Annotated in this window: 3 protein-coding genes, 2 tRNA genes and 3 rRNA genes; 3 read left to right on the top strand and 5 right to left on the bottom strand. The window is 42.6% G+C overall.

Features of this window, described 5'->3' with window-relative positions; genetic code table 11:
- Positions 1-395: 395 nt before the first annotated feature.
- From rrf to DBO93_RS02360, 5 genes are all read right to left on the bottom strand, one after another.
- Positions 396-510, bottom strand: a 5S ribosomal RNA gene (gene rrf, locus DBO93_RS02380).
- A gap of 157 nt (positions 511-667) precedes the next feature.
- Positions 668-3,559 (bottom strand): 23S ribosomal RNA (locus DBO93_RS02375).
- Between the two features lie 397 nt (positions 3,560-3,956).
- A tRNA-Ala gene (locus DBO93_RS02370) sits at positions 3,957-4,032 on the bottom strand.
- Positions 4,033-4,148: 116 nt separating this feature from the next.
- Positions 4,149-4,225 (bottom strand) — tRNA-Ile (locus tag DBO93_RS02365).
- Between the two features lie 122 nt (positions 4,226-4,347).
- Positions 4,348-5,890: ribosomal RNA gene (locus DBO93_RS02360) — 16S ribosomal RNA — on the bottom strand.
- The 16S, 23S and 5S rRNA genes sit together here with 2 tRNA genes alongside, the layout of an rRNA operon.
- A 1,115-nt stretch (positions 5,891-7,005) precedes the next feature.
- On the opposite strand from DBO93_RS02360, the gene DBO93_RS02355 reads away from it, so the two are divergent.
- The 3 genes from DBO93_RS02355 to DBO93_RS02345 all read left to right on the top strand — a co-directional run bounded on the left by DBO93_RS02355 (position 7,006) and on the right by DBO93_RS02345 (position 25,974).
- The gene (locus tag DBO93_RS02355) at positions 7,006-7,464 is read left to right on the top strand and encodes an RNA-binding protein (RefSeq protein ID WP_108454898.1); all 459 of its coding nucleotides are present in this window, start codon (positions 7,006-7,008) and stop codon (positions 7,462-7,464) included.
- Between the two features lie 349 nt (positions 7,465-7,813).
- On the top strand, positions 7,814-22,195 hold the full coding sequence (locus tag DBO93_RS02350; RefSeq protein ID WP_108454897.1) for an OmpA family protein: 14,382 nt from the start codon (positions 7,814-7,816) through the stop codon (positions 22,193-22,195).
- Positions 22,195-25,974, top strand: coding sequence for a hypothetical protein (locus DBO93_RS02345; RefSeq protein WP_108454896.1), 3,780 nt, complete (start codon positions 22,195-22,197; stop codon positions 25,972-25,974). Before DBO93_RS02350 ends, DBO93_RS02345 begins: the two co-directional genes overlap by 1 nt.
- Positions 25,975-26,192 lie beyond the last annotated feature (218 nt).

Below are 26,192 nucleotides of genomic sequence, written 5' to 3'. Positions count from 1 at the left end.
TTACTGATTAATGATGCAAGAATAGACTGATTTGCTACCAAATAAAAAGAATAGAAATGGCTTTTTTATACAAAAAAAGAATATAGGAATAATAGTAACGTTTTCTATACAGATACTAGTCGTATTTAACTACTCATTAGAGTAGTAAATAATTGAATTTATCTGGGTTATATCGCTATGAACGCGTTATCTGTCATCACTGTTTGTATTTTCTAAACGACAGAAAGCACAAAACTCGTTACATCAGTAACAGGTTTCTCTAAAGAGAAGAGAAGAGAAGAACCGACACAAGCCTTTTACCAACGGCACTAACACGTTTAATGCACGAGTTTTAGTTTATAAATTCCAGACAGCAAAAAGCCCGACTCTTTCGAATCGGGCTCTTCTAAATAGAAGCCTAGCAATGTCCTACTCTCACATGGGAACTCCCACACTACCATCGGCGCTAACACGTTTCACTTCTGAGTTCGGAATGGGATCAGGTGGGGCCATGTCGCTATTGTCGCTAGACAAAAAGGGTACAATCTTGAAAGCTGCACTTAAAGCCTTGGCTCTAAGTAATAAATACATTGATTTTCTGTCTCTTATTCACACAATTGTCATGCGTGATGCGTGTATTCCTACACTTTTTGTCAAACTTCATACAACAAAACCACTTGGGTGTTGTATGGTTAAGCCTCACGGGTAATTAGTATTGGTTAGCTCAATGCCTCGCAGCACTTCCACACCCAACCTATCAACGTTGTAGTCTCCAACGACCCTTTAGGGAGCTTAAAGCTCCAGTGAGAACTCATCTCAAAGCCTGCTTCCCGCTTAGATGCTTTCAGCGGTTATCAGTTCCGAACGTAGCTACCGGGCAATGCTATTGGCATAACAACCCGAACACCAGCGGTTCGTCCACTCCGGTCCTCTCGTACTAGGAGCAGCCCTCTTCAATTCTCAAACGCCCACGGCAGATAGGGACCGAACTGTCTCACGACGTTCTAAACCCAGCTCGCGTACCACTTTAAATGGCGAACAGCCATACCCTTGGGACCGACTTCAGCCCCAGGATGTGATGAGCCGACATCGAGGTGCCAAACACCGCCGTCGATATGAACTCTTGGGCGGTATCAGCCTGTTATCCCCGGAGTACCTTTTATCCGTTGAGCGATGGCCCTTCCATACAGAACCACCGGATCACTATGACCTACTTTCGTACCTGCTCGACGTGTCTGTCTCGCAGTTAAGCTGGCTTATGCCATTGCACTAACCGTACGATGTCCGACCGTACTTAGCCAACCTTCGTGCTCCTCCGTTACTCTTTAGGAGGAGACCGCCCCAGTCAAACTACCCACCAGACAGTGTCCCCAAGCCCGATAAGGGCCCTAGGTTAGAACATCACGCATACAAGGGTGGTATTTCAAGGTTGGCTCCACCGCATCTGGCGACACGGTTTCAAAGCCTCCCACCTATCCTACACATGTAGGAGCAATGTTCACTGTCAAGCTATAGTAAAGGTTCACGGGGTCTTTCCGTCTAGCCGCGGGTATACGGCATCTTAACCGCAATTTCAATTTCACTGAGTCTCGGGTGGAGACAGTGTGGCCATGATTACGCCATTCGTGCAGGTCGGAACTTACCCGACAAGGAATTTCGCTACCTTAGGACCGTTATAGTTACGGCCGCCGTTTACCGGGGCTTCGATCATGAGCTTCTCCGAAGATAACCCAATCAATTAACCTTCCGGCACCGGGCAGGCGTCACACCGTATACGTCATCTTTCGATTTTGCACAGTGCTGTGTTTTTAATAAACAGTTCCAGCCACCTGGTTACTTCGACTCTCCTGTGCTTACTCCGCAAGGGATTCACACGAGAGAGCGTACCTTCTCCCGAAGTTACGGTACTATTTTGCCTAGTTCCTTCACCCGAGTTCTCTCAAGCGCCTTAGTATTCTCTACCTAACCACCTGTGTCGGTTTGGGGTACGGTTCCTATATATCTGAAGCTTAGAAGCTTTTCCTGGAAGCATGGCATCAATGACTTCAACTCCGTAGAGTCTCGTCTCGTATCTCAGCGTTGAATGAAGTCCCGGATTTACCTAAGACAACCGCCTACATACTTTCACACGGACTACCAACGCCGTGCTCACCTAGCCTACTCCGTCCCTCCTTCGCAATATATAGAAGTACAGAAATATTAATCTGTTTCCCATCGACTACGCGTTTCCGCCTCGCCTTAGGGGCCGACTTACCCTGCCCTGATTAACATGGGACAGGAAACCTTGGTCTTTCGGCGGGGAGTTTTTCACTCCCCTTATCGTTACTCATGTCAGCATTCGCACTTCTGATACCTCCAGCAAGCTTTACAACTCACCTTCAACGGCTTACAGAACGCTCCCCTACCACTTGTTCCTAAGAACAAATCCGCAGCTTCGGTGACTAGTTTAGCCCCGTTACATCTTCCGCGCAGACCGACTCGACTAGTGAGCTATTACGCTTTCTTTAAAGGATGGCTGCTTCTAAGCCAACCTCCTAGCTGTCTATGCCTTTCCACATCGTTTCCCACTTAACTAGTACTTTGGGACCTTAGCTGGCGGTCTGGGTTGTTTCCCTCTTCACAACGGACGTTAGCACCCGTAGTGTGTCTCCCGCATATCACTCATTGGTATTCGGAGTTTGCAAAGGGTTGGTAAGTCGGGATGACCCCCTAGCCTTAACAGTGCTCTACCCCCAATGGTGTTCGTGCGAGGCTCTACCTAAATAGATTTCGGGGAGAACCAGCTATCTCCCGGCTTGATTAGCCTTTCACTCCGACCCACAAGTCATCACCGCATTTTTCAACATACGTGTGTTCGGTCCTCCAGTTGATGTTACTCAACCTTCAACCTGCCCATGGGTAGATCGCCGGGTTTCGGGTCTATACCCTGCAACTAAACGCGCAGTTAACACTCGCTTTCGCTACGGCTCCCCTATTCGGTTAACCTTGCTACAGAATATAAGTCGCTGACCCATTATACAAAAGGTACGCAATCACCGGACTAAATCCGGCTCTCACTGCTTGTACGTATGCGGTTTCAGGTTCTATTTCACTCCCCTCACAGGGGTTCTTTTCGCCTTTCCCTCACGGTACTGGTTCACTATCGGTCAGTTAGGAGTATTTAGCCTTGGAGGATGGTCCCCCCATGTTCAGTCAACGTTTCACGTGTGCCGACCTACTCGATTTCATGATAAGTTTATTTTCGTGTACGGGGCTATCACCCTGTATCGCTCTACTTTCCAGTAGATTCCACTAACTTACAAACCACTTAAGGGCTAATTCGCGTTCGCTCGCCGCTACTAACGAAATCTCGGTTGATTTCTTTTCCTCGGGGTACTTAGATGTTTCAGTTCTCCCGGTTCGCCTCATTAAGCTATGTATTCACTTAATGATACCCAAGTTACCTTGGGTGGGTTTCCCCATTCGGACATCTTTGGCTATAACGGTTTTTATCACCTCACCAAAGCTTTTCGCAGATTAACACGTCCTTCATCGCCTCTAACTGCCAAGGCATCCACCACATACGCTTAGTCACTTAACCATACAACCCCAAGTAGTTTCCTATTTGGTACAAGCAGGTGACAAAACCTGCTCAATTGTAAAGTCTGACATTTTCACGCACACAAAGTGTGTCTTGAATAAGAGTGGTAATAAATCTTACGATTTACTACCGGGTTGATTACGTTTCCGAGGAGGAACCGTAATCACCATCATTAACAGGCGATATTCCCATTAATAACAGCTTGGTATTTATAATTTATGAACAACAGCGCGACACCGTGTTCACCATATAAATACCGGTATTTATATCAGCTTTCCAGATTGTTAAAGAACTTGTCATTCACACGCATTCGGTGGTGACTTGGTTAAAAACCAAACTTAAAGTAGCTTAAACAAAGCATAACTTAAGTTTGGTCTTTCTATTCTTAGTGAAGAAGTGGTGGAGCTAAGCAGGATCGAACTGCTGACCTCCTGCGTGCAAGGCAGGCGCTCTCCCAGCTGAGCTATAGCCCCGCAATGGGAAACATACTTTAGCCAAAACGTAATGTTTTGTTCTATATCAAGGCGGTTTATCGCGACGTGTAGATTTCCTACACGAGTGATGAACCAACGCCGATAGAGGACAAAATTGGTAGGTCTGGGCAGACTTGAACTGCCGACCTCACCCTTATCAGGGGTGCGCTCTAACCAGCTGAGCTACAGACCTATTTCTCTTTCAAGAATTTACGTCCGAAGCTAGCATGTTTGGACTTCTTCTAATTTGTTATCATGTAATTTGTGTGAACACTCGTAGAACCAAGGTTCTCATTAAGCTGTTTTACTTCAAGATAAGGAGGTGATCCAACCCAGGTTCCCCTAGGGTTACCTTGTTACGACTTCACCCCAGTCATGAATCACAAAGTGGTGACCGTCCTCCCCGAAGGGTTAAACTAGCCACTTCTTTTGCAACCCACTCCCATGGTGTGACGGGCGGTGTGTACAAGGCCCGGGAACGTATTCACCGTAGCATTCTGATCTACGATTACTAGCGATTCCGACTTCATGGAGTCGAGTTGCAGACTCCAATCCGGACTACGACAAGCTTTGTGGGATTCGCTCCACCTCGCGGTATTGCTGCCCTCTGTACTTGCCATTGTAGCACGTGTGTAGCCCATCCCGTAAGGGCCATGATGACTTGACGTCGTCCCCACCTTCCTCCGGTTTATCACCGGCAGTCTCCTTAGAGTTCCCGCCACTACGCGCTGGCAAATAAGGATAGGGGTTGCGCTCGTTGCGGGACTTAACCCAACATTTCACAACACGAGCTGACGACAGCCATGCAGCACCTGTCACAGAGTTCCCGAAGGCACAAGTCTATCTCTAGTCTCTTCTCTGGATGTCAAGGGATGGTAAGGTTCTTCGCGTTGCATCGAATTAAACCACATGCTCCACCGCTTGTGCGGGCCCCCGTCAATTCATTTGAGTTTTAACCTTGCGGCCGTACTCCCCAGGCGGTCAACTTAGCGCGTTAGCTACGCCACCCACAGATCAAGTCTACAGACGGCTAGTTGACATCGTTTACGGCGTGGACTACCAGGGTATCTAATCCTGTTTGCTCCCCACGCTTTCGTGCCTCAGTGTCAGTCTTTGTCCAGGTAGCCGCCTTCGCCACTGATGTTCCTTCCAATCTCTACGCATTTCACCGCTACACTGGAAATTCCACTACCCTCTACAAAACTCTAGCTTGCCAGTTCAAAATGCAGTTCCCAGGTTGAGCCCAGGGCTTTCACATCTTGCTTAACAAACCACCTACGCACGCTTTACGCCCAGTAATTCCGATTAACGCTTGCACCCCTCGTATTACCGCGGCTGCTGGCACGAAGTTAGCCGGTGCTTCTTCTGCGAGTAACGTCACAGCTAGCAGTTATTAACTACTAACCTTTCCTCCTCGCTGAAAGTGCTTTACAACCCGAAGGCCTTCTTCACACACGCGGCATGGCTGCATCAGGCTTTCGCCCATTGTGCAATATTCCCCACTGCTGCCTCCCGTAGGAGTCTGGGCCGTGTCTCAGTCCCAGTGTGGCTGATCATCCTCTCAAACCAGCTAGAGATCGTCGCCTTGGTAAGCCATTACCTTACCAACTAGCTAATCTCACTTGGGCTAATCAATGAGCGAGAGGTGCCGAAGCGTCCCCCCTTTGGTCCGTAGACGTTATGCGGTATTAGCAGTCGTTTCCAACTGTTGTCCCCCACTCAAAGGCATATTCCCAAGCATTACTCACCCGTCCGCCGCTCGACGCCGAATAGCAAGCTATTCTCGTTTCCGCTCGACTTGCATGTGTTAAGCCTGCCGCCAGCGTTCAATCTGAGCCATGATCAAACTCTTCAATTAAAAATCGTTTGTGATGCTCACCTTAACTAACCGAAGTTACCTAAGAAAAGACATCTGCTCAATGAATTCTGTCGTGTTACTTTCTATCCGACTAAAGAAGAAAGTAACTACATAAAACGTATATTTAAACTCGAAAGTCTAAATGATACTTATTTTTTGTGTGACATCATATTAAGCTGTTTTTTTGTTACCCGAGGGTAACTATGTAAAATCAACGTTAATGTGAGTGTCCACACAAATTGCATGATAACTAATTGTTAAAGAACGTTAGTTGATACTCGAAGTAAAAAACTAACCGAAACAAAATCTCATTCGCTTTGCTTCGTTGCTGCAGGCCTTGCCTGAAGCGAGATGCGCATTCTACGCAACTCAGTTTTAATGTCAACGTTTTATTTGAATTTATTTTAAAAGTTTTTAAAACTTTCAAAACCTTTCTTTAAAACGTTAAGTTAACTAATTCAGCCTGAACTGCGTTAGATAACTTATTAAAACAGTTCCTTGGGGTGACCCCTTGGAACTGGAGCGCATTTTAGAGATTTTTGACCTCACGTCAACACCTAAATGCAATTAAATTGCGAAAAGATGTTTGTTTGCTTTTTATTTGCACAGACAGCGCTTTTGTTGAGCTATAGCAGTTTAAATAGCGTTCATGACATATACATAGTTACTTAACTGCACTAAATTTAATAGCAATTGGTATCTGGTTTATAACTTACTATCACTATAATTAGACTTCATATTATTGCATTTTCATTAATAGGTAATATTGAATAACTTTATACCCTATATATAGGGTATAAATGAAAGTCACAGGATACGAAACTGACTTAATCAAAACACAAGTATAGTTTCAAACTTGATATGCTTATTGTGCTAAAAAATGTGTCATTAAGTGATAATCATGATGAACGTCAGATTTTGTAAAACAATGGACTATATAGTTATCAACTTTATCAAGTGCTCATATAACCCATCCGTTTCGTATTCGACATCTCAAAAGGTACTGACTTGAATAAATTGCATAAAAATCACACTTATTCTTGCACATTACCAAAAGGTGGGTAACATAGAATTGCAATTTAAGTTTCTTATAAAATAATAATTAGGTATCCATTATGAAGTCTCCTCAACCATTAACGTTAATAGTGGCGTTAGTATTTTCTGTAGCTATATACTTTTTAACGAACGGTAATGTTATCGAACTTTCAAGCATGAGCGCTGCAGTTATCGCTTTTGTTTGTGCATTTATCGCTCCGTTAATTGGCAAAGCTCAAACAAGTGTAGAAGATGTCGACACGAGTATTAGTACACTCTATGTTGGCAACTTACCGTATAGAGCAAACGAAGCAGCCGTTAGAGAGCTATTCTCTGAGTATGGTCAAGTTCAATCTGTTAGATTAATGAAAGATAAGCATACGGGTAAAAGACGTGGCTTTGGTTTTGTAGAAATTTCATCTGCTGATGCTGACAAAGCTGTATCTTCATTGAATGACAGTGAATTCCAGCAAAGAACTTTAAAAGTTCGTGAAGCTAAAGAGCGTCCTGAACAAGTTGTTGAAGAAACATCGCATTAACGTACTTTAGAATGTGCTTAATGATTTTTAATGCCGTTTACCTAGTAAACGGCATTTTTATATCTAATTTAAAACACCATTAACTAGTTCAATAACGACACTCCCACATATAACTTCAAAATCACCTCAATAGTTAATACCACCCTTCATTTTCTCTACAAAGTGTTGCTATCCGTTATTCTTATAATTTACGTGTTTATATTGTTAACCTCTGATTTAGTTCTTTATTAACTGTAAAAAATGGTGACAAAAGCTTTATCTTCAAATAAAGTGTAAACGAAATGTAATATATTGTTAAAAAGATGGATTTTCTTGACTAAAAAATAATAATTAGCCCAAAGAGAATTCAATGCCAAATAAAGTTTTTCAGTTAGTTTTCAAAATAGCTTTCTTATTTCTAATGTGTAGTTCCTCCGTATTTGCAGCCTCTATTCCAACTGTTACCAATTCTTCTCCAGTTGAATCGTTTATCGGCGAACCTTTTTGCTTTAACGCAAACTTTACCAACAGCTCTCCTGACATTGGATATGGGCCATATTATTTGCTGCAGTTGGCACCAGATTTAACTTATCAATCAGCGACTTTTAGTGGTCTTGATTTAGAATTGGTGTCTAATCAAACTTATACAGCAACAGGTACCTTAAACGATCCTATATCTGGTTTGCCTTTTACTGGCACTGAAGGTGGGAGTTTAGTAGCGCTTACTATCCCTGTTGGCTCAGTTTCAAATAACCAGCAACCTTTGACGGTAGAAGTTTGCCTAAATCTAGACTTAAATGCCGAGCCTAATGTACTTCAAACTGATGCCATAGGTGTGGTACCAGGTTTTCAATTTGGTGATAGTGCTACAGGTACTAAGGGTGATGATACTATTGTCGGCACTGCTGATAATAATGACTTCACACCAACAGTCATTAAATATTCAGTTTCAGACACACAACCAGAAAGTGAAAATCCACCAGGGCCACAATGGACTTATCCTATTGTTGCTATTGCTGATATAGCTTCAACAGCCACTGTTTCTCCAATAACATTTCCCACTATTACCTTACCAGGCAACGTTAAATATCAAGGACCTTTTAACATTGTTGGTGGCACAAGCTGTAGTATATCGCCAGATGAGGCGACCTTAGCATCTAGTACTGGTATTGGTAATGATGTAGATATCATTATAAGTTGTGCATCAGGTACTGGTACAAGTAATCAATCACAGGATATTCGCGCCGATTTCGACGTTTATATTACTGATACATTAAACTCGATGACCTGTGATAGCGATTCTGCAATTAACTCTGCAAAACATTTAGTATTAAGAAAAAGCGCCACAGGTACAGGTACGCCTGGCTCTACTATTACCTATACATATGCCTATCAAACCTCTGAATATATTGATGGTATCAACAACTTTACTGTTACTGATATTTTACAAGATGGTATTAGTTACAGCGAAGTTGCTACTAACCAAATTCAGTTATCTATAGTACATAATGGTACTAATAGTGCCACGACGACATTAAATGTTGCTTACACAGACTCTGGCACCTCATCAACTTTTGAAAATGCAGATATACTAGCTGCTATTATTTCTGCTGGTGGCAGCATTGGCCCCGCGGAAAACGGCACAGTAACTTATACTGCAACAATTGACCAAACTTATAACAATAATGAACCAATACTTACGCGTGACACTATTAACAATGACGTAACCGCAACTTACGGTTTAAGTGATGCGAGTGGTGCTCAAGGTTGTTTTGAAGACTCAAGTGCCTCGGTTACCATTGAAGATATTACCATCAGCAAAACTACGATCAGTTCAAGCACGGTTAAGCCAGGTGATGTTGTACATTTTCAGCTAGCAATTGAAATACCTTCAGGTGATGCAAACAACGTTGTAATGACTGATGTATTACCACTTCCTGTATTTACAGCAATCGACTTTCCAGCAGCTACACGAACAAGTACTACCGCTTATCCAGGGTCAGCTGCAGCCGGTAACTTTATAGAGTATGCCGCTGCTTCTGAATACGATGGTGACTTCACTGTTACGCGAGATGGTGGCTCAAATAGTATCAACATCAACTTTGGCAACATTAATACAAGCACAGCGAATTCAAAAAATATTGTTATTGATGTTTATGCGCTCGCTAGTGATGAACCTTACGCTGATGGTTTAAGCCTCGCTAACCTATTAAACGCTTCAACTAATAATAGCGCCGTTGATAACGCAACTAACAACACAGTTACACAAATAACGGTAAGAGCTCCTGATGTTACAATAACAAAAGAAATTACCAGTGATACAAGCGATTTAGATGCTGGCGATCAAATTGATTATAAAATAACTTTAGAGAATATCGGTGGGGCTGACGCTTTTGATGTAACCGTTACCGATGTCTTTGAAAGCACACTTAATTCATCTTCTTGTACTATTCCTGTATTGGCGGGCGTTAGTGGTGGCTCATCAGGTACACTTGCGACGGGCCTTACTCTTAATAATACTCTTGGCGCAGCAGAAACGGCGACACTAACTTTTTCATGTAATATTGATGGCAGCATTGGAGCTAACACAGATATAAATAATACCGCGCAAATGACCTTTGCCGCAGGCTCAATGCAAGCGGCTTTTCCAGTGCGCGAAAGTACAATTTCAGCAACGAGTATAAGCCCTAGTGTTGAAAAAACATTAGTTTCCACATCAGAAACGGATAGTACCGTTAGCGATAGCCGCACTGAATTAGCCATTGGTGAAATAGCGCGCTTTCGTATTGTTACCGCGATACCTGAAGGGGTTCATAGCACAGTTAACCTAAGGGATATATTACCACCAGAACTGATTTATCAAAATGATGGTAGCGCGAAAATTGGTTTTGTCGGCGGGAGTTTAAACTCTAGTGAGGTCACTGATCCAGGTGCAGGTACATGTACATACACATTAGCAAATGCTAGTTCCAGTCCTGACTGTGATATTACAGCGACCAATGCCTCTTTTAGTGCTGGTACTGATCCTAATTTTAATTTAGGCACAGTAACCAATAGCGATGATGACGCTGATGTAGAATATATCGTGCTCGAAATTAATGCGGTGAAAGTAGATAGTGACAGTGTTAATTTTTCAAACCAAGGTCGGTACATTGACAGCACAGGTAGTTATACATCAAGTGCTATAAACCTAAAACGTGTCGACCCAACATTAACGCTAGGCAAAAATGCGGGTAACACAGGTGGTGATGCCGGTGACTCTATAACTTACACATTAACAATTACCGCTCCACCGAGTTCTGACTCGAGTGCTTTTGATATTGAATTAGTTGATATTTTACCCAACGAGTTAGTTTATAAAAATGGCAGTGCGGCATTTGGAGCCTGTGCAGGTATTTCCACTTTTGACGTCTCAAATCCAAATACGACCGGCATTAAACTCACTGTTGATAAACTAGCGGTCAGTGAAAGTTGTGTATTTACCTACGACGCGAATGTTTCATCAGCCGCTTCGCCTGGTCAAGATATTACTAACAATGCGACCTTGGATTGGACCAGTTTAGCAGGGTCGGGTAGTACTTTATCAGGCTCGAGTCCGGGCACTGAAAAAAGCTATCAAACAACTGATTCAGCAACCGTTACGGTTGAATTAACCACCTCAGAAAAATCTATAGTTAGCACTAATATTATCCATACTAGCGAAGCAGGCACAGGTGCAAGCGGCTCAGAACGCTTACTTTCAATTGGCGAAGAAATTAAATATCGATTGGTAGTAACCGTACCAGAAGGTAGAGCCAATAACTTTATCGTCAGAGATAATTTACCTACAGGGCTTGAATATGTAAATGCGAAGGCCTTTATCTCGTTGGTAAGTAATGGTGGTTTAAGCTCTAGTTATGGTAGTGGCCTCTGTGCTGGTGGAGTAGCAACATCTACGGATCCTAATGTAAGCCCAGACTGTGCGATTACGCCTACTTTAGGAGCATCAGGAAACTCTGTAGATTTTGATATTGGTAACGTAACAAACAGCGACGCTGATGGCGACACTGAATATATTGTTATTGAGTTTTCTGTTTTGGTTAGCAACCAATTATCAAACCAACAAAATGTCATATTATCAAACCAATTTGAAGTATTATTGAGCACAGTACAAAACTCAGTTTCTAGCACCGTGTTAGCTAAATTAGTTGAGCCAACACTATCACTTACTAGTGCAACAACCCCTAGCTCAGTTGATAATCGAACTGATGAAACACCAACATTTGCTTGGACATTAGTACTTAAAAATGATGGTTTAGCACAAGCATTTCAAGTGCAAGATGGTGACAACACTAACTGGCAAATTCAATTACCTGATGGCGTTGAAAACATTACCTCATTGAATGTTTCAAATACTGGCAGTGTGGTTGATAACACCGACCTTACAACAACTATAACGTCTTCAGATTTTACTGTAAGCGGTGCCGACAGTAATTTACTCAGTATTAATCGCACTTTTGCCATGAGCCCTGCGGCAACACTCACCATTACCTTTAATACAAACTTACAATCTACGGTCAAACCGGGTTCAACTTTAACAGCCAATACCGATGTAGACTATGCCGGACAACAAACAGGTGCCGCAGCTGAAAACGTACGTAACTTTGCCGATATTAACACCGGCACAGGTAATAACCCTGTTACCTCTAACAGCGCACCATTAAATAATTACCGCACACAAACCGCAACAAGTGTTGTAACGACTACATCAACACCGGTTATTGGCGTAGCAAAAGAGCTAATCAGTAACACTTTTGATCCTGCTGACGGTACTTTTGATCTTGTTTATAGATTTTATGTTGAAAATAGTGGCGACGTTTCATTAACAAATATTCAACTTACTGATGATCTTGCGGCTACTTTTAGCCCTATCGCATCAGGCGATATAGATGTTACCTCAATTACCAGTACTGACTTTACGGTTGATGGTACATTTGACGGTATTACCAACAAAACATTAATCGATAATACTACACCTTCAACACTGGCAATTGGTGTAACTAAAACCTTAGATATTACTGTTACTGTTAGTCCTGGTAGCGATCTTGGCACCTACAACAATAGTGTTACGGCAGCGGCAGAAAGTGCCCGTGATGATACAAATACCACCAGCGATACTTCTGTAAATGGTAATGACCCTGATCCAGCGAACGATGGCCCTAGTAATGACACTAGCACAACGCCTGTAACCTTTGCGGTTGATCCTAATTTAGGATTAGCGAAGTCAGTAAATGGGCCAGTTCAAAATAATGCAGATGGCACATATACTTTCAACTATCAGTTTAATATTCAAAATACTGGTGATGTTAATCTAACTAATCTACAAATAGTTGATAATTTAAATAGTACCTTTGCCAGTGCTGATAGTTTTAGTATTAGCACCCCCACAAGTTCAGACTTCACGGTAAATTCTAGTTTCAATGGTGTCGGAGATACGAATTTACTAGCGCCAAGTCAAAGTTTAGTGGTAGGAGCCAGTGGATCAATTGGTTTAGAAGTCACAGTAACACCTGGCTCAACCCTTACTTATAACAATAGTGCTACCACTTCAGCCAGTAGCCCTAATGGTGCAGCTAACGACACGTCAGATAACGGTACAGACCCTGAAACCAACAACGGCAATACCGCCGATGACGATGCAACACCGGTAACTTTTGCTGAAGCTCCTGCTATTGGTGTCGCTAAAACCGTAAGCGCAGGACCAACAAACAATGGCGATGGTACACATACCCTGACCTATTCTATGGTGGTTAAAAATACCGGTGATATCAGTTTAACCAATGTGCAAGTCGTTGATGACTTAACCACAACCTTCAGTGGTGCCACTTTTGTCGTTGATGCGAAAAGCACTGGCGGTACACTCACCATTAACAGTGCATTTAATGGCGGTACTGATAAGAACTTATTAGCCGCAAGCCAAAGTTTAGTGGTCGGTGCGAGCGAAACGATAACCTTAACCGTCACCGTAACTCCAGGCACTAATCTAGGTGCATACAACAATACCGCAACCGCAGGGGCAACAAGCCCAAGTGGTGCAACGGTTAACGATACATCTGATAACGGTACAGACCCTGAAACCAACAACGGTAATACCGCCAACGACGATGTAACACCGGTAACTTTTGCTGAAGCACCGGCTATTGGTGTCGCTAAAACAGTTAGCGCAGGACCAACTAATAATGGCGATGGCACACATACCTTGACCTATTCTATGGTGGTTAAAAATACCGGTGATATCAGTTTAACCAATGTACAAGTCGTTGATGATTTAACCACAACCTTTAGTGGTGCAACCTTTGTCGTTGATGCGAAAAGCACCGGCGGTACACTCACCATTAACAGTGCATTTAATGGTGGTACTGATAAAAACTTATTAGCCGCAAGCCAAAGTTTAGTGGTCGGTGCGAGCGAAACGATAACCTTAACCGTCACCGTAACTCCAGGCACTAATCTAGGTGCATACAACAATACCGCAACCGCAGGGGCAACAAGCCCAAGTGGTGCAACGGTTAACGATACATCTGATAACGGTACAGACCCTGAAACCAACAACGGTAATACCGCCAACGACGATGTAACACCGGTAACTTTTGCTGAAGCACCGGCTATTGGTGTCGCTAAAACAGTTAGCGCAGGACCAACTAATAATGGCGATGGCACACATACCTTGACCTATTCTATGGTGGTTAAAAATACCGGTGATATCAGTTTAACCAATGTACAAGTCGTTGATGATTTAACCACAACCTTTAGTGGTGCAACCTTTGTCGTTGATGCGAAAAGCACCGGCGGTACACTCACCATTAACAGTGCATTTAATGGTGGTACTGATAAAAACTTATTAGCCGCGAGCCAAAGTTTAGTGGTCGGTGCGAGCGAAACGATAACCTTAACCGTCACCGTAACTCCAGGCACTAATCTAGGTGCATACAACAATACCGCAACCGCAGGGGCAACAAGCCCAAGTGGTGCAACGGTTAACGATACATCTGATAACGGTACAAATCCTGAAACCAACAACGGTAATACCGCCAACGACGATGTAACACCGGTAACTTTTGCTGAAGCTCCGGCTATTGGTATAGCTAAAACCGTTAGCGCAGGCCCAACTAATAATGGCGATGGCACACATACCCTGACCTATTCTATGGTGGTTAAAAATACCGGTGATATCAGTTTAACCAATGTACAAGTCGTTGATGATTTAACCACAACCTTTAGTGGTGCAACCTTTGTCGTTGATGCGAAAAGCACCGGCGGTACACTCACCATTAACAGTGCATTTAATGGTGGTACTGATAAAAACTTATTAGCCGCAAGCCAAAATTTAGTGGTCGGTGCGAGCGAAACGATAACCTTAACCGTCACCGTAACTCCAGGCACTAATCTAGGTGCATACAACAATACCGCAACCGCAGGGGCAACAAGCCCAAGTGGTGCAACGGTTAGCGATACATCTGATAACGGTACAAATCCTGAAACCAACAACGGCAGCGGTGGCCTTTCAGATAGCACACCGGTCAGTTTTGTTGAGAACCCAGCGATTGGTGTTGCAAAAAGTATTAGCGCAGGCCCAACCAACAATGGTGATGGTACATACACATTAACTTACGCCTTAGTCGTAAAAAATACCGGCGCAATTAACTTAACCAGTGTACAAGTTGTTGATGATTTAAATACAACCTTCAGTGGCGCTACTTATGTTGTTGATTCAAAAAGTACGGTTGGCTCTCTCAACATTAATAACGCATTCAATGGTGATACCGATAAAAACTTACTTGCTGCGAATCAAAGTTTAAGTGTTGGCTCACAAGATACTATTTCGGTTACCGTTACAGTAACACCAGGAGGTACTCCTACTTACAGCAACAGTGCTACGGGTAGTGGTAATAGTCCAAGCGGTGCAACGGTTAACGATATTTCTGATGCCGGTAGTGATCCAGAAAGTAACAACGGAGCTGGCGGCCTTGATGACGCCACCACGGTAAATTTTGATGAATCACCGGCAATAGGCATTGCGAAAAGAATTAGTTCAACGGTCGTTAACAACAATGACGGTAGTTATACGTTAACCTATGCGATGCTAGTACAAAATAATGGTGATATTGAATTAAATGACGTACAAATTCTTGAAGACTTTACCGTAACTTATCCTTCACCTGCAACGGTTCAAGTTGATAATGTTGTCAGCAATAATTTCACCGTAAATGCGAGTTTTGATGGTTATAGTGATAAAAATTTACTAGCGGCGAATCAAACACTCACCTCAGGTGCTTTGGCCTCATCTTCTGCAACACTCGATCTTACGGTAATCATTACCCCGGGAGCTAACTTAGGTCCATATAATAATACCGCAAAAGTTAATGGTACTAGCCCAAGCGGAGCGGTAATTAGTGATGATTCTGACGATGGTACTGATGCCATTGGCGATAATGGCGATGGTAATTTAGCCACCCCAACACCTGTCACTTTTACGGAAGCACCAGCGATTGGTATCGCGAAAGAAATTAGCGGTCCAGTCACTAACAATGAAGATGGCACTTACAGCCTTATTTACAGCATTGTCGTAAGAAATATTGGTGATGTTGTATTGAGCGATGTACAAATTGTAGAGCCACTATCAAGCACATTTAATGGTGCTGGTTTCACTGTTGGTACAATCAGCAGTGCTGATCTAGATATTAATACTGATTTTAATGGCGATAGCGATAATAACTTGCTTGATTTAAGTCAAAGCTTAGCGATAAATACCTCTGCCACTATTTTAGTCCCCGTGACCATAACACCGGGCAATAATTTAGGCCCTTACAGCAATACAGCAGTCGCTTCAGGCAAAAGCCCAAGTGGTGATGATGTAACCGATAACTCTGATAACGGTAGCAACCCAACCACCAATAATGGTGATGCGGGTAATGACGACGCAACAATTATCACCTTTACGGAAGCTCCTGCCATCAGCATTGCCAAAGCCATGACAGGTGTTATTAATTTAAGCGATGGACGTTATCAAGTTAGTTATCAATTTAACACCAAAAACACGGGCGATATTATATTAAAAGATCTGCAAATAACGGAAGATTTAGCCAATATATTTGCCGATGCCAACACTTTTAGTGTCTTGAGTTTGAGCAGTACCCAATTAACCGTAAATTCAAATTTTGATGGTGATGCTGACACTCAGTTATTAGACCTCAATCAAACTCTCGAATCTAGCGCATCAGCAACGATAAACCTTAGCGTCATCATAACGCCGGCTAGTGATCTTGGTCCTTATTACAACAGTGTTTCTCTATCGTCGACCAGCCCAAGTGGTGATAATTTCAGCGACGTATCAGACAACGGTATTGACCCTGAAGGTAATAACGGTGAAGGGGGGCTTGATGATACAACGCCAATTACCTTTACCGAAGCCCCAGCGATTGGGATTGCCAAGTTATTAGTGGCTGAGCCTGTTAATAATAGTGACGGTAGTTACAATTTAAGCTATCAATTAGTGGTTGAAAATATTGGTGATATTTCACTCAGTAATGTACAAATTGTTGAAGACTTACGCGCCACCTTCCCTGCACCAGCCAATTTTGTGGTTAACGCATTGAGCGCAAATACCTTAACGGTAAATGCTGATTTTGATGGTGAAACCAATTCCAACATTTTTGCCGCTAACCAAAGCCTTGCTGTGTCGGCAAAAGATACCCTATTACTTCAATTAACCGTAACACCAGGTGCAAACCTTGGTCCTTACAACAATACGGCTGTTGCTTCTGGTCAAAGTCCAAGTGGTGATGATGTTTCTGATAACTCAGATAATGGCAGTAATGCATCAGGCGATAACGGTGCAGGTACCAATGATGATGTAACACCCGTTACCTTCACAGAAGCACCGGCCATCGGCGTTGCGAAAGCCATGACGAATGTCACCAATAATGGTGATGGTACGTATGCACTTACTTACACCTTTAATCTGAAAAATACCGGTGATATTGCGCTAGCCAATGTACAGGTTGTTGATGATTTGATGGCGACATTCCAAAATCAAAATATCTACACTATTACCTCATTAAGCAGTGCATCTTTATTGGTGAACGCTAACTTTAACGGTAATAGCGATATTAACTTATTAGCGGCTAACCAAAACTTAGCCTTAGGCGCAAGTGACGTTATTACCCTCGTACTTGAGCTCACACCTGCTGATAACTTAGGTCCTTATGATAATAGTGCACAAGCATCAGGCAACAGTCCAAGTGGCAGCAATATTAGCGACACATCTGATAACGGTATCGACCCTGAAGGTAATAACGGTGAAGGGGGTCTTGATGATACAACGCCAATTACCTTTACCGAAGCGCCAGCGATTGGTATCGCTAAGTTATTAGTGGCTGAGCCAGTGAACAACAGCGATGGTAGCTACAACTTAAGTTATCAGTTAGTGGTTGAAAATATCGGGGATATTTCACTCAGTAACGTACAAATTGATGAAGACTTACGCGCCACCTTCCCTGCACCAGCCACTTTTGTGGTTAACGCATTGAGCGCAAATACCTTAACGGTTAATGCTGATTTCGACGGCGAAACCGATACCAACATTTTTGCCGCTAACCAAAGCCTTGCCGTAGCCGCAAAAGATACCTTATTACTACAACTAACCGTAACACCAGGTGCAAACCTTGGTCCTTACAACAATACGGCTGTTGCCTCTGCTCAAAGTCCAAGTGGTGATGATGTTTCTGATAACTCAGATAATGGTAGCAATACTTCAGGCGATAATGGTGCAGGTACCAATGATGATGTAACACCCGTTACTTTTACAGAAGCGCCAGCCATCGGCGTTGCGAAAGTCATGACGAATGTCACCAATAATGGTGATGGTACGTATGCACTTACTTACACCTTAAATCTGAAAAATACCGGTGATATTGCACTAGCCAATGTACAGGTAGTTGATGATTTGATGGCGACATTCCAAAATCAGAATATCTATACCATTACCTCATTAAGCAGCGCGTCTTTATTGGTGAACACTAGCTTTAACGGTAATAGCGATATTAACTTGTTAGCGGCTAACCAAAACTTAGCCTTAGGCGTAAGTGACATTATTACCCTCGTACTTGAACTCACACCTGCTGATAACTTAGGTCCTTATGATAATAGTGCACAAGCATCAGGCAACAGTCCAAGTGGCAGCAATATTAGCGATACATCAGACAACGGTATCGACCCTGAAGGTAATAACGGTGAAGGGGGTCTTGATGATACAACGCCAATTACCTTTACCGAAGCACCTGCCATTGGTATTGCGAACTTATTAGTGGCTGAGCCTGTGAACAATAGTGACGGTAGTTACAACTTAAGCTATCAATTAGTGGTTGAAAATATCGGGGATATTTCACTCAGTAATGTACAAATTGTTGAAGACTTACGCGCCACCTTCCCTGCTCCAGCTACTTTTGTGGTTAACGCATTGAGCGCAAATGCCTTAACGGTAAATACTGATTTTGATGGCGAAACCAATACCAACATTTTTGCCGCTAACCAAAGCCTTGCTGTGTCGGCAAAAGATACCTTATTACTTCAACTAACCGTAACACCAGGTGCAAACCTTGGTCCTTACAACAATACGGCTGTTGCTTCTGGTCAAAGTCCAAGTGGTGCAGATGTAAATGATAGCTCAGATAACGGTAGTAATACTGCCGGTGATAATGGCGATGGCACCGATAACGATCCAACTCCAGTTACTTTTACTGAAGCGCCAGCAATCGGTGTTGCTAAAACAGTAAGCGGTGAAATAGTGCCTACTGTTAATGGTAGTGTGGGTAACTTTGATGTGCCATTTGCTTTAGTTATACAAAACAATGGTGACGTACCACTAACTAATATCCAGCTTGTTGATGATCTAAGCGCAAGGTTTGGCAGTGCTTATGTGAGTGTGAGTGAACCGGCAGAGATTACTGCAACAACAGCCGAAGAAACGCCAAACCTAAATGCTAATTTCCCCATTAATTTATTTGATGGTACCAGTGGTCGATTAATGCCTGGGCAAAGCCTTAATATCAGCTTTACTCTTGAGTTAAACCCTGGTGCTGAAGAAGCAAAAGGTATAATAACCAACCAAGCACAAGCTATAGGCACCTCGTCGGGTGGTATGGAAGTCAATGATTTATCTGATAGTGGAACCAACGCGAGTAATAACCCGAGTACCGGTGGTGACAACCCTAGTGCGCCAGGTAACTCAAGCGGTGGTACCGAAGATCCAACACCATTTGAACTACCTGCTGGCAGTTTACAAGGTATTGTTTGGATTGACACTGATCGAAATGATGTCATTAGCGAAGGTGAACCATTACTCATTAGCTGGACCATACAAGTCACTGACACCAATGGTAATATAGTGGCAACCGTATTAACCGATGAAAACGGCTTCTTCCAAATTGAGAATTTGCCACAAGGTGACTATACCGTTGACTTTATTACGCCAAACGGTACAACTTTTTTCAGTACAGTAACCTCAATTCCGGCGAATGAATCCGTTAATATTCCAGTACCGGTTGACCCAAGCGGTGTGGTTTACGACTCAATTTCCCGAATCCCTATTACTAACTCATTAGTGAGTATTATTAATGAAGCTGGAACATTGCTACCTGATGTTTGTTTATTACCAAACCAGCAGGATCAAATTACCGGTGATGACGGTTATTACTTCTTTTTATTATTTTTAGGTGCTGACCCTGCTTGTCAGCACAACGACACCTTTACATTAGTTGTCACTGCACCTGAAGAAGAATATCAACCAAGCCATTCAAACTTAATATTGCCAAGAGTAGGCGCGTTAGATCCTACGGGTCAGCAAAATCCATTGGCTTTATCTAACCTAGCTACGGCACCTGCAATCGGCGATGACACCACTTATTACATGGCTTTTACTCTCGCGCAAGGTGATCCTGATGTGATCAACAACCATATCCCCGTTGATAAAATTGGCGTAAACCCAAGTATGATCCGTTTAACAAAGAGTGCTAACACTAAGCAAACACTCATTGGTGGATTGGTACGCTATAACATTCAAATTGAAAATATCAGCGAAGTTGATGTTGAAAACCTCACCCTGATTGATTACCTGCCAGCGGGTTTCACTTATGTAGAAAATTCGGCATATACCAACGATGCAGACGGCGATATGAAAATAACCAGTAAGCAACCGCTCACGGTTTCAGGTATTGACGTACCGGCAGAGTCGAGCGTTGATTTTGTTTATATTTTACGTGTCGGTGCAGGTGTTGCCCGTGGTAAACATATTAACCGCGTTTCACCATACCTCGGCAGTGCGCCTATTGGTAATGAAGCTACCGCAACGGTTATCGTTGGCGCAGATCCAGACTTTGAAGAAGTGACAATTCTTGGCAAAGTATTTGACGACAGAGACAGTGATAATTGGCAAGACAGCGCTAATGCCTCTGCGCTATTTATTCAAGGTGGTATCGCCGAAGGTCATTATGTTGCCAACAGTACTTTCATTATTGATGCCGATGGTCAGCGCCAATTAACCGATGCTAGTGCGCCGCTAAATCATGGTATTGATTTAGGTGATTTAACTGGTCGCAGTAGCGAAGCTGATAAAGCCACTAACCATCAAATAATTATTCGTCAGCAACTTAGTGATTTAGTCTTTACCAATGATTTAGTGCTAACTACCGCAGAAGGCACACATATCACAATGAGTAGCCAAGGCGAAAGTAGAGTAAATCCAATTGGCGAAATGGCTGACGGGCTTAGCTCACAAAACTTACGCATTAATCGCCACATAACCATGTTAGCGAATGGTAACTATCAAGTTGACCTTGTTATTCAAAACATTGGCATTCAAGAGATTGGTATACCCGGTGTTCGAGTTGCTACCGTAGAAGGTTTGTATATTGAAACCGACTTACACGGGCGTTTTCATCTAGAAGCGGTCGACGTAGCTAATTTAGCACGTGGGCGAAATTTCTACATGAAAGTTGATAAAGCGACCTTGCCGCCAGAAACAGTTTTCGTCAGTGAAAACCCAAGAGTTAAACGCATTACACAAGGTTTACCAACACGTTTCGACTTTGCTATACAGCTAGCTAAGCAACAGTTGGGTGGTGGTGAACAACATGCGTTAGTCAAATTAGGTGAGTTGTTATTTAACGAAGACAGCGCTGAAATTAATACAGAACATAAAGCATGGTTAACGCAAATGTCTGATGCCATAAATCAATATCAAGGCGGTACAATACAAATTATAGCTCAGGCGCATACACAAGCCTTGGCTTATCAGCGAGCTAACAACACCTATCAGTGGTTATTGCCATTAATTCGCGAAGATCTTCGCCCTGCTTTTAGTGTTGAACTCGTGGAAGAAGTAAATGAACATTTTGCACCAATCGTTAATATTGCAACGCAAACTCAGCTAGGGAAAATACTGTTCGACTCTGACAAAAGTACGGTAAAAGCGAAATATCAACCCTTGCTCGATAGCATAGCTATGCAATTAGCGAGTGCCGAAAGTGGCCACTTAGCTATAACAGGCTTTGCCGATGGCACTGCGTCTGCTGACTATAACCTTGGCTTAGGTTTACGCCGAGCTAAAGCCGTATTCGAACAATTAAAAACACGCATGCCTGCAGAAGTATGGGAAAAATTGACCATCAAAATACAAAAACTAAAAACAGAAAATTCAATGACGGAGGATAAATAATGAGAAACTTTATCCAACATCATTCATTAGCACTCACGGTTGCTTTGTTATTAACCGGCACAGCAACTCACGCTTTTGCTAATACCGTAAAGCCTGACACGACTGAAACGGCAGTTGAAGCATCGATTGAAACTGCCATTGAAGCCAAGCAGCAAAAACCGCTATGCCCTCCTGCGGCTTGTAAAACCTCGAAAGGCTTTAGTGTTGAAATTATCAGTAAAGGTGAACAATCTTCAAGCATCAACAACGGACCAAATGATCGCCGTGTTGAATTAGCACTTAGTCAGCAAAACAGTGAAAAAGGCTCTGCTGAAAAACAAGCTAAAACAGAAGTGCGAGGCGATTTTTTAGTTAGAATGCCGCTTGGTGGTATTTTTTGGGCAACAGAAGACCCAGCTATTACCTCACCACGGTTAAGCATCAGTGCACCGCAAGCAATAAAGTTTGATGGCGTTAACAAATACGATGCTAGATTTAATTATTTTACCAACTACCCTGCTTTTATAAAGCGTCTAGAGTTAGTGGTGTACAAAGGTAATGATGTTGATTTAATTACACCGCTCTTTAGTAGTGAATTAATCGAGCTTGATAGCCATGGCGAAATTTCATGGCAAGTTGAGCCGTCAACGCTAAGCAATTTGATCGCTGGTGATAACTTACGTTATGTTTTACGTGCCTTTGATGCCCAAGGTAATATGGACGAAACCCAGAGTAAGTTAATACAGCTAGTATCACCTGAGGCATACGACAGTGGTACTTACCTTAGTCAAAGTAATAACTCACAATCGCTTCAAGCACCTAGTTCAACACAGAGCCAATTTAGTAGCCAAGACACGGCGCAAGTGTCGTCTACTAATATCACCACGGCAACCAACTCAGCAAACACGGGCAGCTTTGGCACTAATGAACTCATAAAGCAAAATATTCCTATTACAGGTAGCCGTGTACGTATTTTTGGTCAAGATATACCTGAAGGTTACAACATTGAAATTAATGGCAAAAATTACCCGATAGATTTAGAGCGTAAATTTGCCAGTGAACATTTACTACCTATTGGTAACTATGTATTTGATCTCACCCTCAGTGGTGAAAAAGGCACAATAACTAAGCCACTGAAAGTCGATGTTACCGGCAAATATATGTTTTTAGCCGCCCTTGCCGATATCAACATCAGTGAAAACAAAGTCACCGGAAATATAGAACCCCTCTCCAGTGACGATCGATACGATGACGACTTACTTATTGAAGGTCGCCTTGCGTTTTATTTAAAAGGTAAAGTGAAAGGAAAATATCTAATAACAGCACATGCTGATACTCAAGAGCGTGAATTATCTCAATTGTTCAATGGCTTTTTAGATAAAGACCCTGTAGATATTTTTAGACGTTTAGACCCTGACAAGTATTATCCTGTTTATGGTGATGACTCAACCACCACTCGTGACGTAGACACTCAAGGACGTTTTTATGTACGTGTTGATTGGGACAAGTCATTGGCACTATGGGGTAATTACAACACCGGCATGACCGATACAGAATACAGCCAATACAATCGTAGTTTATACGGTGCAGCGCTGAACTGGAAATCAACTGAATCAAATGTTTATGGGCAAGAAAAAAGCCAATTAAAAGCCTTTATATCAGAAGCGCAAACCGCGTTAGGCCACAGTGAGTTTTTAGGCACAGGTGGTAGTATTTATTACTTAAAACATACCGATATATTAGCGGGTTCTGACAAGTTAGTGATAGAAGTTAGAAACCCAGATACTGGTATCACCGTTGACCGTATCGATTTAACCCGCGACGCTGATTACCAAGTTGATGAAATACAAGGGCGTATTATTTTATCGCGTCCATTATTGAGTTTTTCACGTAATAGCCAAAATAGCATTATTCGTGACCAACCACTCGACGGTAATCAATTACTGTTATTAGTTGATTACGAATATTTACCTAAAGGTTTTAGTGCTGATCACTTAACGGCAGGTGGACGTGCCAAACATTGGTTTAACGACCATATTGCCGTAGGTTTAAGCTACGTTGACGAGAACCGGGCAGGTAACGATTATCAACTTGCGGGTGCCGACTTAACATTACAAGCAGGCAAAGGTAGCTACATTAAAGTAGAACACAGTAATACCCGCAATAGCCAAGCGCCGATATTCTATTCTGATAATGGTGGTTTAACCTTTCAGCAAATGAATATTATTGACGAAGAGCTATCCGGTGGTGATAAATCTGGTGATGCGTTAAGTTTTGAAGCCAGAGCAAACCTAAAAGCCTTAGGATACACGGAGCAAGAACTAACCGCAGCGGCATGGCACAAAAATACCGGTGCTGGATTTTCAATTGCCCGACGTGATTTAACCCAAGATATTACCGAGCAAGGCATTGAAGTTAGCGGACAATATAGCCAAACAGGCCATTACAGCACCAGCATAACCAAGCAAGAGTCGGGTAATAATGAACGCGAAGAAATCAGTTTCTTTATTCAGCAAAACCTTGATAACAGCGGTAACATCAGCGCCGAAATTAAACAGATAAAAGAGCAACAAAATAGTCAATCTCAAACCGGTTTACTGGCGGCACTTGGTTACCGTCAACGTTTAACACCAAGTTTTGAACTTTACGGAATTGCCCAAGGCACACTAGAAGCTGATGACGGTTATGAAAACAACGATTTAATAACCTTAGGTGGTAAGTACATACTTGAAAGTCGCTCTAGTATAGGTGCCGAATATGCAACGGGTCATCGTGGTGATACCGCAGCACTTGATATTGATTACCAGGTAAATAGCGATCACAACCTTTATAGTCGCTACAGTTGGTCAACCGATACAACCAGCCCGTTACTTGCCTCTAACGATACTAATGGTCTTACATTTGGTCACCGTTCAAGAGTGACTGATAGCCTAAACGTATTTAACGAAACGCAAACCATTAACGAAAGAAATGAATCGGGTTTTGTGCATGTTTTTGGTGTTAATTACCTGCTCAGTCAAGGCTGGAATTTGGGCGGCTCATTGCAACACGGTGAACTGACATTAATTGCCGGCAATGTAGAGCGCGATGCTGCGACCCTTTCGCTAGGCTTTCGTGATAAAGATATGCAATGGCAAACTAAGTTAGAGTATCGTGAAGACCAAGGCGCTGAAGAACGCACGCAGTGGCTAACCACCAACCGTTTAAACTACTTAGTGAATGATTCATGGCGTATCGCCGCTAAATATAACTATTCAGATACTGAAGACGAAATTAGCCCTGATGCAAATGCCACATTTACTGAAGCGAGTGTAGGTTTTGCTTATCGTCCTTTTGATAACAACCGTTGGAACTTGTTAGGGAAATATACCTACTTGTACGATTTACGCGGTTTAGCACAAACTAACTTTGGTACCGATCAAAAATCACAAATTTATACCTTAGAAGGTACCTATCGCTACAACCCTGTGTGGGAGTTTGCCGCGAAGTTAGGTCGAAGAACGGGTGAGTTACGTTCTGGCCGTGGTATCGGCGAATTCTTTAAAAGCACCGTTAATTTTTCTGCTCTACAAACTCGCTACCATATCGTTAAGCAGTGGGATGCATTGCTAGAGTTTCGTAGCTTAAAAGTTGTTGAAGATAATTCAACGCGTAATGGTTGGCTTGTAGGTATAGATCGTCATATAGGTCAGCACTTTAAAGTGGGTGTTGGTTATAACTTCACTGATTTTAGTGATGACTTAAAACTCACTGATTATGAGTACAAAGGCTGGTTTATCAACCTTGTAGGTAAATATTAAGCCTGCTTAGAATTAAGTATTATGTTTAACCGTAAAACCTTGGTGTAAATTACAGGTTAAAGCTACTTTGGCTTTAACCTTTTTACATTCCCTCATTTTTTTAAACCTCAAATTATCCTGTTTGTAGAATTAACACCTTTTGTTTGACTAAAGGCTATGCTTAAAAAGCGAATTCTTCTAGAATACAGCCATTATTTAGTAGACAAAAATTGGTCACT

The sequence above is a fragment of the Colwellia sp. Arc7-D genome (assembly GCF_003061515.1).
In the GTDB taxonomy this organism is placed as follows: domain Bacteria; phylum Pseudomonadota; class Gammaproteobacteria; order Enterobacterales; family Alteromonadaceae; genus Cognaticolwellia.
This window is presented reverse-complemented; position numbering and strand designations above follow the sequence as displayed.